The sequence below is a fragment of the Kurthia populi genome (assembly GCF_042686175.1).
In the GTDB taxonomy this organism is placed as follows: Bacteria; Bacillota; Bacilli; order Bacillales_A; family Planococcaceae; genus Kurthia; species Kurthia populi.
The window spans coordinates 1-15074 of the sequence record NZ_JBHUOR010000136.1 but is presented as its reverse complement, the minus strand read 5'-3'; the positions used below and the strand labels follow the sequence as shown (position 1 = coordinate 15074).

The following is a 15074-nucleotide window of genomic DNA, read 5'->3' as shown; positions in this document are numbered from 1 at the left end:
CTCATTCAAATAAATGACCATCGTTTCCGATACATAAAACAGGGAAAGGACAAACTAGGAGGTGTATGAACGATGATTTTCCATTCAAAACCTGATAAACGCTTTCTGTTAGTTGCACTTATCTTCATTAGCTGTCTTGCAATAGCGGTTGCCCTCCCCATCCTGTTTATACCACAACTCAGATTGATAGATCGATTTCTTATTTTAGGTATCGGATTTATGATAGTAAGCTTTATTGCTTGGTATCTGCTTGTTGTTAAATATACGTTGACAGCGCATGGTTTAGTAGCACAAGCTGGGCCATTTAAACGCTTTATGCCGTATGAACATATTTTATTCGTTCATCAAACGATGCGACGTCGTGGCAATAATCGTATTGCGAATGCACAAAAGGCACTAACACTCTATGCGATTCGGCCAGACCGCCCTACTCAACTAAGAGAAGCCGAAATACTCGCACAAAAACATGGTGAGAGTATCAACAACTATGTAATGCGCTTTATTGCCGATCCCACAAAACGTTCAACCTATTTAAAAGAGGGCTTTGATCCGAGCATTTTACAACGTATTACAATTTCTCCGTATGAGCAGTCATTATTCGTTACAGAATTACTACGTTATTTGGATACGCAGACGACATAAAAAAAGAGCTGGATATCCAGCTCTTTTTTCTTACCATTGGTTGTTTTTATATTTTTGATAGTAATTGTATTGACGTGCTGCCATGTACAATTTACGTTTAAGGCTTTTATCTTTTGGATAGAATAATGGATTTGCCCATTTGCCTTCTTTAATAAGACGACGGCACTCTGCATTGATTTCATTGTTCTCAACGAAGTCACGTAATACTTTTTTCGGTACAACAGAGAATAGAAATTCACCGTTTGCATAGACAACATCTTTTTTCTTATTATCAACACAGTCATCTACAAGATAGCGCGCTAGGTTGTGACCTAAACGTGTAACGTAGTAACTTGAACGACCTTGACGAATATTGATTTCAAATACTTTGAATTTACCATCACGTGTATCGTATTTTAAGTCAAAATTTGCAAAACCTGTGTACCCGATATATTCGATGAAATCCTGCATTTTACGCATTAAATCTTTATCGAAGCGGCTAATGATAGATGTATAGTTCCCAATAGCTGTTGGTGTATGTTCTTGTAATACAACTTGGCCAAGTGCTACTAATTGAACATTTTTGTTCTGATCAGCATAAACTACACCATCCCACATTAACGTATCGTCGCCAGGAATAAATTCTTGAATAATGATTTCATCGTGATAGCCTGCATTGTGTAATAAGTGTAAAATGCGGTTTACTTCTTCTTCATTTTCCGCTTTGTATACTTTTTCTTTCCCTTCAAATTTTAAATCTAAGTATAAAATAACATTACTTGGTTTTAAAATTAATGGATAAAGAATTTTTTTATCATCGAATGGTTTTTCGATTGATGTACAGTTATAAAAACGTGTTGTTGGGTAATCGATGCCATATTCTTCACAAAGCTGATAGAAATTTGCTTTATATTGTAAGGTATCCATTACTTCGATTGAAGGATAGTTGAATACGAAATATTTTTTAAGGAACTCCGCGTTTTCAACGATATAACGAACGTACATATCGTTTGTCCCAACAAGCATTAATTTCTTACCTGATTTACCGTATTTTTTCGCTACTTTCTCCATGATTTTCGGGAACTCTTCTGGTTCACCTAATTTTGGAAAGTATTCAATTTTACCAGGAATTGTACTAAATTTTGTGAATGGCAACTCACCACGTCCCACTAAAATAGGATTCACACCATATTCTTCGTGGAAAGAAATTGACATATTATATGCGTTAATATCTGTACCGACAATAATCGGAATAAAGTTTAATTTTGACATGATAGCCTCCATAAGTTATCCATAAGAAATGGTTATTGCTTTCATATTACTTTTATATGATAATATACTTAGTAAAATTGACATGAAAGCACATTTTATCTGCATTTGTGTACAATCTACACACCTTGTTATTATATTACTAATCTTGGTAGTTCGTAAACTAAACACTGCATTTTTTTCACGCGTTTGCGTGTTTTTTTTATATAGATGGGTAGAGAGTAAGAAAGAGGTGATTTTAATGAATCAGCAATTGAAAATTGGCACGCTTTTACTCATCGCCTTATTACTTGCGATCTTTATTACACCAATTGCTACATTATTTTACAATTGGACGTTTTTATCACCATTTATTTGGCGACTTTTAATAGCGTTCTTTTCATTTGTAATGCTGTGCATTGTCCTCGTTATGGCCTATCGTCAAAAATCAGATAAAAATTATGTACTGTATTACGCGACATTACTATTTATGCTCGCATTAACACCGCGACTTATTTATAGCGTTGTGTTGGGATAAAAGTAGAGAAATGGGCATCGTATATACGATGCCTATTTTTTATATTCATTGAAGAAGGTATATTTTTTGAGAAAATAGACAAAAAAATAAATAGTTCAGTCAAATGGCGGTTGCCTTATCGCTTCTAATAGATTAGCGTTAACATAGACAAAATCATATTGGAGGATTTTATGACAACAACGCTAAAAGTAATTAAAAATCCGAAGTTAATGGCAGCTGGTCTCATGCTCAGTGCCTTCATCGGATTATTTGGAGAGACTGCACTTAATATGGCTTTAACAAATATTATGGCTGACTTCTCTGTCTCTACAGGAACGGTACAGTGGCTAACGACTGGCTACTTGCTTGTTTTAGGTATTTTAGTTCCTGTCTCTGCACTATTATTACAATGGTTTACGACCAGACAACTCGCTGTCGCTGCACTTCTTTTTTCAATTGTGGGGACCGTGATTTGTGCCGTTGCACCAAACTTTACATTCTTAATGCTCGGAAGAATTGCACAAGCAACTGGTACAGGGATTCTAATTCCTCTATTAATGAACGTTATTTTAGTCATCTTCCCTATTGAAAAACGTGGCTCAGTGATGGGAATTATGGGGCTTGTCATTACACTTGCTCCTGCTATCGGTCCTACATTATCAGGGATTATCGTTGACGCATTAAGCTGGCATTACATTTTTTGGATTAGCTTAATCTTCTATATTATTTTATTTATCGTATGGGTACCTACCATTCAAAATGTTTCAGATATCACAAAACCAAAAATCGATGTTCTTTCTATTATCTATTCAACAATTGGATTCGGTACATTGATTTATGGTCTTGGAACATTAGCAGGTACAGCAATTACAGACCCCGCTGTGTTTATTCCGCTTATTATTGGCGCCGTTGCACTTGTATTATTTAGTATTCGCCAATTGAAAATGGATGAACCGATGATTAATCTCCGTGTTTTCAAGTTTAAAAACTTTTTACTCGGAACCATCTTATTGTTTATCGGATTTTCACTTATTTTATCATCAGCAATCTTATTACCACTTTATTTAAAAGGTGCGTTACTATTAACTGCTGTTACTGCAGGGTTAATGATGCTTCCTGGTAATATTTTAAATGCTATTTTAGCACCGATTGTTGGTCGCATCTTTGATAAAATTGGTCCACGCTTCTTATTAATAGCTGGCTTCGCAATTACAGTAGTTGCTAATGTGCTCTTTGTTTTCACAATGAATAGCAATCCACCACAATGGATCATCATTGTCGCATTCGCCTTATTATGCCTTGGACTAGCAATGTCATTAATGCCCGCACAAACAAATGGTTTAAACGAATTACCTCCTCAGCTTTATCCACATGGGGCCGCTGCAATGAATACATTGCAACAAATTGCCGGTGCTGCAGGTACAGCACTTGCTATTACATTAATGAATATCGGCATGACGCAAGCTGAAGGAAAAACAGAAGCTGCCCTTATGGCTTCTGGTACACAATACGCTTTTATTTTCATCTTAGCGATTTCAATCGTAGGATTTATTTTAACGCTATTTGTAACACCAGCAAAATATAAAGAATAATACTAAAAGAGGCGTTGATTTTCTATTCAATGCCTCTTTTTTCGTGTTTAAACATCTTTAATAAATATTATTTTAAAATCGTTCAAAAAATGTTCAAATTTATAAAATAATACTTTTTTGATAAAAATAGCAAATAATCGTTCTTATTGAAACAATTCATTTTTATTTCCCCTACCCTAAATTCTTAATATACCTCCCAAAAGGACTATTCGCCATTTTTTTAATTTATAAAATTATAATAACTAATTCATAATTACTATTTTATTCATTTTTTATAGTTTATAATAATTTCAAAGAGGTAAAATCATCTATACAAAAACAAAAAAACAGGGGGTTATTAAAAAATGATAGAAAATACACAAGATATTAAAATTCGCTACCGCATGTATAAAAAAGGAAAGCATTGGGTTTTTGCATCTATCACAGCGACTTCTATCGCAATTGGTGCTTTTACTTTCACTGGACTATCTGCTTCTGCTGAAGAAAGTACAACAAGTGAAACAACAACGGCGGATGAAACCCAAACTCAACCAATTGAAACACAAGTTCAAACTACAACAACCGAGCCAGTTCAAGCTCAGTCTCAAGAAACAACGACGCAACCTGCTCAAGCTCAGTCTCAAGAAACAACAACTCAACCTGCTCAAACTCAGTCTCAAGAAACAACAACTCAACCTGCTCAAACTCAGTCTCAAGAAACAACGACGCAGCCTGCTCAAGCTCAGTCTCAAGAAACAACAACTCAACCTGCTCAAACTCAGTCTCAAACAACAGTAGCACAACCTGCTCCAACACCTACTACAGCGAAAAAACCAGCAGCAACTGTTACTAAAAATGTTGCAAAAGCAGCAAAGAACTATGCAACAGCTACAAAAAAGGCTGCTAAAACCAACGTGACAAAAGCCGTTGCAGCTACACCAAAACCAACTAGTGCAAAAACTGTAGCAAAAAAAGCCGTTGCGAAAACTGCCGCAGTTACAGCTGCTTCAATTCCTACAGAAGTGACAAAAGAAAATTTCAATGATGCTTTTCGTTTAAATGGCTCTGCAACATATGAAAAAAATGATGGTGTTGTCACATTAACCCCTGATGTGGATAATCAATCAGGAAACTTTGCACTTAAAAATAAAATTGATTTATCAAAAAGCTTTACATTAGAGGGAAGTATAAATCTAGGAAATAAATCAATGTCCGATAAAGGAGCAGATGGCATTGGCTTCGCATTCCATAACGGTGACACGAACACATTAGGTATGAGTGGTGGTGCACTAGGAATCGGAAATTTAGTAGATGCATTTGGCTTCAAGTTAGATACATTTTATAATGGCGGAACTGTAAACGGTAGTAAGAAAGAATTTTTCCATGGAGATCCGAATTCAACTAAAGGGAAGAGTTTTGGTGCCTTTACTTATACAAAGCTTGAAACTGTTCCTAAGGAAAAAGGAAATAGCTATTCTGGTACTCAGCAATATTATGCTTACACAGATGCAGACTCAGCAAAATCAATTAGTCATCCTTCTGATAATAAATTTAAAGATATTATTTTCAATTATAACGGTGACACGAAAATCATGACGATTACGTATGAAGGAAAAGAATGGAAAGAAAATATAACAAAGTGGAAAAACAAAGATATCGATGCCTATTCATTTATCGTTTCTGGCTCTACAGGTGATTTCAAAAACTTACAGCAATTTGAAATCAAAAGCTTTACTTATACAGCAGCAGGTATGTTTACTGCTTTATTTAAAGAAGAAGGCACTAATACAGAAATAGCAAATAAACTTTCAAAAGATGGCGAGCAAGGTAAATCTCTTGATGTCGCAAATGATGTTAATACTGCCTTCAAACAATTATTTGACAATGGATATGACTATGTAAAGTCAGATATTAAGACAGATAAAACAACTGAATATCAGGAAACTAAAAACCCTGATGGCACCTTCAGTAGCATTAACATCAACTTTGATAACACACCAAGTGAAGCCACGTATTTCTTCAAAAAAGCGGATGGTTCTATTATTGTGAAACACATAGATCAGGACGGTAATAATTTAAAAGAGGAGACTTCTACAAAGAAAAAAGTAGGGGACTCTTATACAACTACAGAGGATGCATTTGAAGGCTATCGCTTTGTTCGGGTAAGCCTAGATTCGGCTAGCACTAGTGGACTTTACACACGTGATACACAAACAATCATTTATCAATATCAAGCAACAAGCGTTGTAGATTTCCTATTCTTAGAAAAAGATGACGAAGACCATACAACACCTATTGCTGAATCATTCACTAAAGAAGGCGATGAAAAAGCAACTGAAATTGTCAAAGGTGATGTAACGAAGGTGTTAAATGATTTATATGAACAAGGCTATGATTTAGTTAGTGTCACACCAAACCAAGAAAATATGTACGATAAAGATACGCAAACGATTACCTATGTTGAAGAAAATGGCAAGGTGACATACACATTTGAAAAAGCTAAAGGTATTGTTATAGTGAAATATCAAGATGAAGCTGGCACAAATATTGAAGAGGTGGATAGAATTCCAGGAAAAGTTGGTAAAGATTATTCAACAACACCGAAAGATATTCCCGGGTTTACATTAATACCTGAAAAAACACAAGGTAATACAAATGGAATATTTACACGCGATGAACAAACGATTATTTATGTATACCAAAAAGAGGAACAACCCGCTAAAGATGCAGCACTAACTGTTACCTATGTTGACATTGATACTAAGGAAGAAATCTCTCCTTCTCAAACACTTACTGGAAAAGAAGGCGACAAACTTCCTGACACTGACAAAACGATTCCAGGCTACACATTGGTGAAGTCAGACGGTGTAACAAATGGTGATTTCGTTGCCGGTGACCAATCTATTACGCATTACTATAAAAAAGATAAACAACCTGCTAAAGACGCAGCATTAACTGTTACCTACGTAGATATTGATACTAAGGAAGAAATCTCTCCTTCTCAAACACTTACTGGAAAAGAAGGCGACAAACTTCCTGACACTGACAAAACGATTCCAGGTTACACATTCGTGAAAACAGATGGTGTGACAGAAGGTGATTTCGTCGCTGGTGAGCAAACAATTACGCATTACTACAAGAAAGATAATGTGGAACCACCTGTCGTGGAACCACCTGTCGTGGAACCGCCTGTCGTGGAACCGCCTGTCGTAGAACCACCTGTTGTGGAACCACCTGTCGTAGAACCGCCTGTTGTGGAACCACCTGTCGTAGAACCGCCTGTTGTGGAACCACCTGTCGTGGAACCGCCTGTCGTAGAACCACCTGTTGTGGAACCACCTGTCGTAGAACCGCCTGTTGTGGAACCACCTGTCGTGGAACCACCTGTCGTGGAACCGCCTGTCGTGGAACCGCCTGTCGTAGAACCACCTGTTGTGGAACCACCTGTCGTAGAACCGCCTGTTGTGGAACCACCTGTCGTGGAACCGCCTGTCGTAGAACCACCTGTTGTGGAACCACCTGTCGTAGAACCGCCTGTTGTGGAACCACCTGTCGTGGAACCACCTGTTGTGGAACCGCCTGTTGTGGAACCGCCTGTTGTGGAACCACCTGTTGTGGAACCGCCTGTCGTGGAACCGCCTGTTGTGGAACCGCCTGTCGTGGAACCGTCTGTTGTGGAACCGCCTGTTGTGGAACCGCCGAAAGAAACAGAAAATACTGAAACGCCGGTAACACCGCCAGATACAACACCTGAAGAAGAAACAACACAGGAAAATCCACCATCTGATAGTGGTAATGAACAAACAAACGAACCAAATCCACCTGTTGCAAAACCAAATAATCCAGCTACTGTTGCACAAGTAAGTAATCCACCTAGATCTTCATCAGTGGCATCTACTACACCAGTTGTACTGCCTGCTTCATCAAATTCAAATACACCAACACTTCAAAATCCTGCACAAGCAAGTACGCTCCCTCAAACAGGTGATGCTGCGACGAAAACAGGCTTAATGGGTGGTATGTTGTTAGCTCTTAGCGCATTAGCTGGCGTATTTGGTTTACGTAAACGTAAAACAGAGAAATAAAAAAGACTTAGCAGTAACCAGAATTACCTAAAATCTGAGACAACAAAAAGACACTTTCAAAGGAAGCAAAATCTTTGGAAGTGTTTTTTGTTGAGCGAATAATAAACATATTCATAAAAAATAGAAATGACAGTGAATCAAAGGACTCGAGTTATAAAATTACTAAATGGTATTCTCATTTTACGTAAACGCACATCAAAAAAGAGCATGGGATAGAAAATGTCATTTTTATTTTTTAGCATTTGAAACGAAAAACCGGAACCGCGCCATAGCGCGATTCCGGTTTTTCTGATGCTCACAAGAGCGGTTGTTTTTACACGTATGTCAAAGCCTTTTTTCATTTAGAAATTCATAATTGTTGCTTCTGGCTCATGACCAATCATTTCAACAATTTTATTTTCAGCTCCCATTACTGCTACTTTTGGTGCGTAGTTGGCCGCTTCTTCAGTCGACATATACGTATACCCAATAATAATGACGATGTCTCCAGGCTGTACAAGGCGCGCTGCAGCTCCGTTCACACATACAACGCCGCTTCCACGTTCTCCTGCAATTGTATACGTTTCAAAGCGCGCACCGTTATTATTATTCACAATATGCACCTTTTCATTTCGTAACAGCCCAACAGCATCCATTAAATCTTCATCAATTGTAATACTTCCCACATAGTTTAAATCTGCTTGTGTCACTGTCGCACGATGGATTTTTGACGTCATCATTTCTTTAAACATCCTACTCACCTACCTTAAAAATAATATTGTCAATCAGACGCACATTTTCATAATACAATGCCGCTGCCAAAATCACTTGTGTATCCTCTGATGTCACAGGTTGTAAATCTGGATAGCTCAACAATTCAATATAATCAACGCGTCCTTTTGTTGCAGCTTCAATTTGCTCAATTGCTTTCTTCTGATTAAACGACGCAATATTTTGCTGTAATACCTGCAACGTTTCATATAAATTTGGGGCTAATTGTCTCTCTGTTTCAGATAAAAATACATTACGTGAGCTTTTCGCTAAACCATCTTCCTCGCGTACAATCGCAATTGGTCGAATCGTTACAGGCATATTGTAATCACGCACTAGCATCTCGATTAACGCTAATTGCTGGGCATCTTTCTTTCCAAAATAAGCGTTTGTTGGTCTAACAATTTGGAATAACTTCGTCACAATTTGTAAGACACCATTAAAGTGCCCTGGTCGTGATGCACCACATAAAATTTTAGAGGCTGGTCCCGCTTCAAATGTAACACCACCCTGATGTGGATACATTTCCTCAACACTTGGTGCAAATAAAATCGCCACACCTACCTCATCTGCAATGCGTGCATCACGTTCTAAATCACGCGGATAAGCCTCGTAATCCTCATTCGGCCCAAACTGTGTTGGATTGACAAAATCACTCATCACGACCACATCATTTTCAGCAACAGCCGCCTTTGCAAGTATTTGATGGCCTTCATGCAAATAGCCCATTGTTGGCACTAATCCAATTGTATGGTTTGCCAAATAGTAAGGGGCTAATTCTTTTTGTAGCTCTTGAATTGTTGTAATAACCTTCATTATTTTGTTACGCCTCCATAAAGTCCATCCAATTGTTGTTCGTTCATCGTAAAACTCTGTGCATCACTCGGAAATGTACGTGCTTTTACGCCATCACGATATGCTGCAATCCCTGTAGACATTACTGCGTGAACATCACTGAATTTCTCAACAAATTTCGGTACACGGTGATCGCCATAGCCTACTAAATCATGATATACGAGCACTTGACCATCCACATCAACGCCTGCTCCAATACCGATAATCGGCACAGATACTTGCTCTCTTAAAATCTCACCTAACTGCTTTGGAATACATTCAAATACAATGGCGCACACCCCTGCTTTTACCAATGCTTTTGCATCATCTACGAGTCTTTTAGCACTCTCTGTCGTTTTACCTTGAACCTTATAACCACCTAAAACTTCTGCAGATTGTGGCTGTAATCCCAAATGTCCCACCACTGGAATACCTGTTGCGACAATACGCTCAATTGCTGGTAGAAGCTCGCCCGCCCCTTCTAGCTTGATAGCGTTTGCATTTGTTTGTTGAAATAGCTGAATCGCATTTTGTACAGCTTGCTCTGTGCTAACATGATACGTTCCAAATGGCATATCTACGACAACAAACGTATTTGGTGCTCCCCGGCGTACAGCCTTAGCATGATGAATCATATCTTCTAATGTCACGGACACCGTCGATTCATACCCTAAGACAACCATGCCTAATGAATCGCCAACTAAAATCATCTCAATCTGCTGTTGCTCTGCTAAATGTGCTGATGGATAATCATATGCCGTCATCATTACAATGGGCTCTCCTGATTTTTTCATTTCCAGAAAATTCACAACATTTTTCATAAATAGGTCCCCCTTGCCTGCTTTGATATGTTGAATTTACATTAACTTTACAATAAATCGTATTGCTATGCACTTAACGATTAATTAAGTTACACTAAGAAAAACTAAACTATGGAGGTCCTTGTATGAATTGGTTAGAATTAACAAATCGTTTAAAAGCTATTTGTGAGGCGTATCCAGATGGGTTACACGTAAAGATTACATATGGTAAACAAAGCTTTAGTTTTCATGAACTAAACGAAGTATCTTCTGCAAGTATTATTAAAATCCCCCTTGTCTTAGCCGTCATGAAACGCATTCAAGACAACCAAATTCAATTAACCGATACGCGTAAAGTAAAAGATACGGTAAAAGGTGCTGGTATCTTAGCCTATCTTCATCAGGCAAAGGAATTTTCACTGCATGACATGATGAAACTTGCGATTATTGTCTCGGATAATACCGCTTCTAATCTCTTAATCGACGAAGTCGGCTTTGAAGAAGTGAATGCTTTAGCACAACAAGTTGGTGCTCCATCTACTGTACTATTACGCAAATTTATGTCCCGCAATCGTATGCGAGATAATTTTACTACAGCAGCAGATATGATTACGTGGCTACAATTAATTGGTGAAGCAAATCCTCATTTCACTGAAGAAAGCCGACGCCACGTTTATGGTATGCTATACGATCAACAATTTAAAAATTTACTAGGAGGGCGTATTGATGAATTTGGCGAAGTTCAAATTGCGAGCAAATCTGGTGATAATACAGGTATTGAGCATGATGTTGCCATCTTTTCAATCGGTCAAGAACGCTTATACATTGCCGTTTTAACCCAAAACCTAGACTATGCAGCGCCTGTCATTAGTGATATTGGCGAGGCATGTGCTACATTTTTACAGAGTGTCATACAGCCATAATAAAAAGGAGGTGCTCATTTTTATGCGCCTCCTTTTTATGTTATTTTTTCTGCGCAATCCACATCGTCCAGCGATCTTTCTCAACGATATTACGTTCCTCTGTTACTTTACTATCTATATAGTCAATCAGTTCTTCTAATTCAAAATCATCCAATTCATACAAAATGCTACGACCAATACGATGACGCAGTTCTTCTTTTAATCGATTTTTCGACGGATAGGTGCCTCTAACTTCCCAAAAAGGCACTTCCTTTACGAGTGTAAATCCGGTTTCTTCTAAAACCTTACGTACTTCTTCTCCACGGTGGCGTCGCTGTGTTTCAGTCGTTTTTAATTTAATGAATTTTTCAAAGAAATAGCCACGTATATGTTCCTGACTTCCCGGTAAAAGTACATCTTCAGGTGTTCGATCTTGTACAATAAAGTACCCATCCTTCTCTAAAATACGATGTGCTTCTGTAAAAAAGAGTTGTAAGTCTCCTAAGTGGTGAATGAGCGCACGCGCCAATACTAAATCAAATTTGGCATCAGCTAGGCTCGTTTCAAACGCACTTCCTAGCTGAAAAGAAATTGTATCATAGTCTTCACAATTTACTTTTGCTCCTTCTAGCATTGCTTTCGAGAAATCAACACCTACAACAGATTCTACACCTGCATCAATAAGTACTTTGGAATAAATACCACCTCCACAACCAATGTCAGCTGCACGGGTAAAATGCTTCCCTGGTGGCAGCAACGCCTCTAAATCTTCGCTCCACGAGGCATTTGCTTTACGTGAAGCATAGGTCATTTTATTTTTCTCATCATGAAAATCAATTGCCATCATTCCTCACCTCATTTCATTGTACTTTTCCCATTTTCATTGAAAAGTTATCCATTTTAAAAAATAACACATACTTCCACCTAATCAATTATTCGAATAGAGGACTATAGATATATCCATCGTTTAAAATAATTCCTTTTTCTAACTAACACAAACTAAAATCTCTACTTTTTTCTTTTAGAACGTTATCGGTATAAAATAATGTGCTTCTCCTTTTTCAAAATTAGCTTCAACCTCCATAATATAGGTGCCCTTTTTCTTAATATCCTTCACATTTGTATAGGTCGCCTTTTCACGATCTTTTGCATCCCATAAAATAATACGATAATATTTTGGCAACGGTTGAAACCCAATCTTCAAATACTTCTTATCTTTAATGACAAGTGGATTTTCAATTGAGACCGTTTTAGTCGGTGGTAAAGAATCTGTCGTTACTTGTTCGATTTTTTCAGTTTCCTTATCTATATAACGCCATGAGTAATTTTGTGCATCTATTTTTTCGATTAATACACTACTCACAGCTAAAAATAAGGTAGGTGGATATTTATAACTTTCATCTACTTTTTTCTCAGGTTCTTTTTTTTCGCTACAGCCAACTAACAGCACAACGATGCTTATTAGTAGTACCATCCATCTTTTCATATTCATTGCCTCTTTCAAAACTCCCATCGGTAATTATTTTAACTTATTTGGCGAAGAAAATATGCTAAAATATTCATGTTTTTTCTTGAAAAATTCAGAATTTTCATATATATTAAAAATACAACATTGTTGCATGTTGGCTTATGAAGAGGTCCCTTCATAAGAATATTTTTTTGCATACAATTGTATGCACTCCACTCATCTCAATTTTAAACAAAAAAAGTCCACTCCTCCCCAGGGTCGGACTTTTTTTGTTGCATGAAGAAGGAAAAAATGATTCTTTAAAATCAAATTAAAAACAAAAATTATTTACTTAAGATTATTAATTTAATAGCATATAAAAAAGAAGGCTTTATCTTGCCAAAAAATGAAATATACATTTGGGTTTTTACTATGTAATTTCTTATTATTCACACCTATTACCCTCAACTCCACGACAAATGCGTAGGCTTCCACCCATAAAACAAAAGGAACCCCTTCTAATTCTCTAGATAAATTTACAAAAAAAGGAACATTACCTGAAACAAAAGGGTCAATCGGCATGACATGTAAGGAATTAAAGAAAAAAATTGTTGGTGATTCAGGGCTGACAGAAGGTGACTTTATCATCTATCAGGCAAAAGTACAAGCCAACAATAAAGTGTACTTTAAACAGACATACACACAGCAAAATATGCAAAATCTTTACAGCGCTCCGCTTAATAATTTGTATAAAACCTCAAAATATTATGTTAGATTTTCATCTTATTACGGTAATACGACATTAAGTGTTGGGAATTTTAAAACGATGCAAACAATCACTACCATCTCTGGCTATTAATAGCATAATATATATTGAATAATCACTCCTGTTCTAAGAAAAGAGAGTGCTTTTTTATGTGGATAAAAATTTTTTATTAAATTATTGGAGAAATCAATATTACAATCGTCTAATGTAAAAGAAAGGAGTGAGCACGTGGATAATCCGCATTGGCAAGAGTTATTGACCACACATACACAAAAATTATTACATATAAGCTTTTTATACGTAAAAGATTGGCATGCAGCGGAAGACATTGTACAAGATGTCTTCGTTAAATACTTTGAAACGTATGAGCAGTTTCGCCATGAATCTTCTGTTATTACTTACTTAACAAGAATGACCATTAATCGTTCAAAAGATTATTTAAAAAGCTTTCGGTATCGTACACAGCAACTGACGACTTACTTTACGCAAAGCATTACAACAAAAGATTCTCTTATTATCAATGAAGAACGAAATGAAATTGCAGATGCGATTTTGGCACTTCCCTTAACATACCGTGAGCCAGTTATTTTGTATTTTTATGAAGAACTAACATTTCACGAGATAGGTGATTTACTTCATCTACCTGAAAGTACCGTACATTATCGCTTTACACAAGCAAAATTAAAATTACGTGAGCAAATACCTGAAAAGGAATGGGGGTTATTGAACCATGAATAACATTCGTGAAAAATTGCAGCAAAAAATGGGAGATACCTCGAAGCAGGAGCAACGGGTTCAAGTACGGGTGAAAAAACGCTTAGCAAAGAAAAAATGGCTTAATTTCAAATGGGTAGGTAGTGTTGCTAGCCTCGCTGCTTGTTTACTCATTATATTTTTCATATTGCCTGATCATAAACCTCAACAACAAGGTGCCGTTGAAATTGGTGGCGTCATGTTTGATGAAAAAACAGGCCATGAAAAAACCATTTCTGATTTACTTTATGACGAAGTGCTAGCATCATTAAATGTTACAAAGGAGGAAAAGCTTTTTTACACGCCCGCTCGTTACACAGATTATACGTATGTAACAACACACTGCCAAACAACAAATTGTCGCATTCTTGCACTGCGTGACAACGCTAAAACAGGCGTCATTTATAATTTAGGAAGCGGTACGATTAAAATAGAAGCTTTATCTCCTGATAAGAAAATGGTGGCATTAGTACTGCGCACTAAAAAACAAGATACGCTTCGTTTTATGTATACAAATGATATTACGGACCATCCAGAAATCCCCGAATATTTCCCTCAGATTAAAAAAGTTAAATGGCTCTCTAATGCAAAAATTCAACTAACGCTCAATTCTGGAAAAAAAGAAATTATTACTATTCCTCGCTATTATAAGTAAAAGCAGCGTATCCTCTAATGGTGAAGTGACCCCTAATTGTTAGACACGGTTATTTTGTTTAAGCAGCTTGTATAAAATGAGTTCGGTATTGTACCGGGCTCATTTTTAATTTTGCCTTAATTCGT

General features: G+C 37.0%; 14 protein-coding genes. 8 read left to right on the top strand and 6 right to left on the bottom strand.

Annotation, left to right across the window (positions count from 1 at the left end; genetic code table 11):
- Nucleotides 1–72 precede the first annotated feature (72 nt).
- Nucleotides 73–642, top strand: a complete 570-nt coding sequence (locus tag ACFSY7_RS17090; RefSeq protein ID WP_139993096.1) for a hypothetical protein — start codon at nucleotides 73–75, stop codon at nucleotides 640–642.
- A 30-nt stretch (nucleotides 643–672) separates the two neighbouring features.
- On the opposite strand, the gene ACFSY7_RS17085 is transcribed toward ACFSY7_RS17090, so the two are convergent.
- Nucleotides 673–1893: a carboxylate--amine ligase gene (locus tag ACFSY7_RS17085; protein WP_380148846.1), complete on the bottom strand. Its 1221-nt coding sequence runs from the start codon at nucleotides 1891–1893 to the stop codon at nucleotides 673–675.
- A 238-nt stretch (nucleotides 1894–2131) separates the two neighbouring features.
- Between ACFSY7_RS17085 and ACFSY7_RS17080 the strand changes: the two genes are divergently transcribed.
- From ACFSY7_RS17080 to ACFSY7_RS17070, 3 genes are all read left to right on the top strand, one after another.
- The gene (locus tag ACFSY7_RS17080) at nucleotides 2132–2407 is read left to right on the top strand and encodes a hypothetical protein (protein WP_380148844.1); all 276 of its coding nucleotides are present in this window, start codon (nucleotides 2132–2134) and stop codon (nucleotides 2405–2407) included.
- 170 nt (nucleotides 2408–2577) lie between these two features.
- On the top strand, nucleotides 2578–3978 hold the full coding sequence (locus ACFSY7_RS17075; protein ID WP_380148842.1) for an MDR family MFS transporter: 1401 nt from the start codon (nucleotides 2578–2580) through the stop codon (nucleotides 3976–3978).
- Nucleotides 3979–4322: 344 nt separating this feature from the next.
- On the top strand, nucleotides 4323–8042 hold the full coding sequence (locus ACFSY7_RS17070) for a lectin-like domain-containing protein (protein WP_380148841.1): 3720 nt from the start codon (nucleotides 4323–4325) through the stop codon (nucleotides 8040–8042).
- A gap of 341 nt (nucleotides 8043–8383) precedes the next feature.
- Here the strand turns inward: ACFSY7_RS17070 and panD are convergent, their stop codons facing one another.
- From panD to panB, 3 genes are read right to left on the bottom strand one after another with little or no spacing between them, the layout of a single operon-like run.
- Complete coding sequence (gene panD, locus ACFSY7_RS17065) at nucleotides 8384–8773, bottom strand: aspartate 1-decarboxylase (protein ID WP_380148840.1); 390 nt, start codon at nucleotides 8771–8773, stop codon at nucleotides 8384–8386.
- Between the two features lies 1 nt (nucleotide 8774).
- Nucleotides 8775–9608: a pantoate--beta-alanine ligase gene (gene panC / locus ACFSY7_RS17060; protein ID WP_380148839.1), complete on the bottom strand. Its 834-nt coding sequence runs from the start codon at nucleotides 9606–9608 to the stop codon at nucleotides 8775–8777.
- Nucleotides 9608–10447, bottom strand: coding sequence for a 3-methyl-2-oxobutanoate hydroxymethyltransferase (panB, locus tag ACFSY7_RS17055; protein ID WP_380148837.1), 840 nt, complete (start codon nucleotides 10445–10447; stop codon nucleotides 9608–9610). Before panB ends, panC begins: the two co-directional genes overlap by 1 nt.
- Nucleotides 10448–10572: 125 nt before the next feature.
- Between panB and ACFSY7_RS17050 the strand changes: the two genes are divergently transcribed.
- Nucleotides 10573–11349, top strand: coding sequence for a serine hydrolase (locus ACFSY7_RS17050; RefSeq protein WP_380148836.1), 777 nt, complete (start codon nucleotides 10573–10575; stop codon nucleotides 11347–11349).
- Nucleotides 11350–11389: 40 nt separating this feature from the next.
- On the opposite strand, the gene ACFSY7_RS17045 is transcribed toward ACFSY7_RS17050, so the two are convergent.
- Together ACFSY7_RS17045 and ACFSY7_RS17040 are read right to left on the bottom strand one after the other, a co-directional pair.
- Nucleotides 11390–12172 (bottom strand): class I SAM-dependent methyltransferase, encoded by a 783-nt coding sequence (locus tag ACFSY7_RS17045; RefSeq protein WP_380148891.1) that lies wholly within the window; start codon nucleotides 12170–12172, stop codon nucleotides 11390–11392.
- 177 nt (nucleotides 12173–12349) lie between these two features.
- A complete protein-coding gene (locus tag ACFSY7_RS17040) occupies nucleotides 12350–12814 on the bottom strand; it encodes a hypothetical protein (protein WP_126989649.1) in 465 nt (154 codons plus the stop codon).
- A gap of 541 nt (nucleotides 12815–13355) precedes the next feature.
- Here ACFSY7_RS17040 and ACFSY7_RS17035 point away from each other — a divergent pair.
- The 3 genes from ACFSY7_RS17035 (at nucleotide 13356) to ACFSY7_RS17025 (ending at nucleotide 14949) form a co-directional block, all read left to right on the top strand.
- On the top strand, nucleotides 13356–13634 hold the full coding sequence (locus ACFSY7_RS17035; RefSeq protein WP_380148834.1) for a hypothetical protein: 279 nt from the start codon (nucleotides 13356–13358) through the stop codon (nucleotides 13632–13634).
- A gap of 135 nt (nucleotides 13635–13769) precedes the next feature.
- Complete coding sequence (locus ACFSY7_RS17030; RefSeq protein ID WP_380148832.1) at nucleotides 13770–14279, top strand: sigma-70 family RNA polymerase sigma factor; 510 nt, start codon at nucleotides 13770–13772, stop codon at nucleotides 14277–14279.
- A complete protein-coding gene (locus ACFSY7_RS17025) occupies nucleotides 14272–14949 on the top strand; it encodes a hypothetical protein (RefSeq protein WP_380148831.1) in 678 nt (225 codons plus the stop codon). The genes ACFSY7_RS17030 and ACFSY7_RS17025 overlap by 8 nt, the downstream gene beginning before the upstream one ends.
- Nucleotides 14950–15074: the final 125 nt, after the last annotated feature.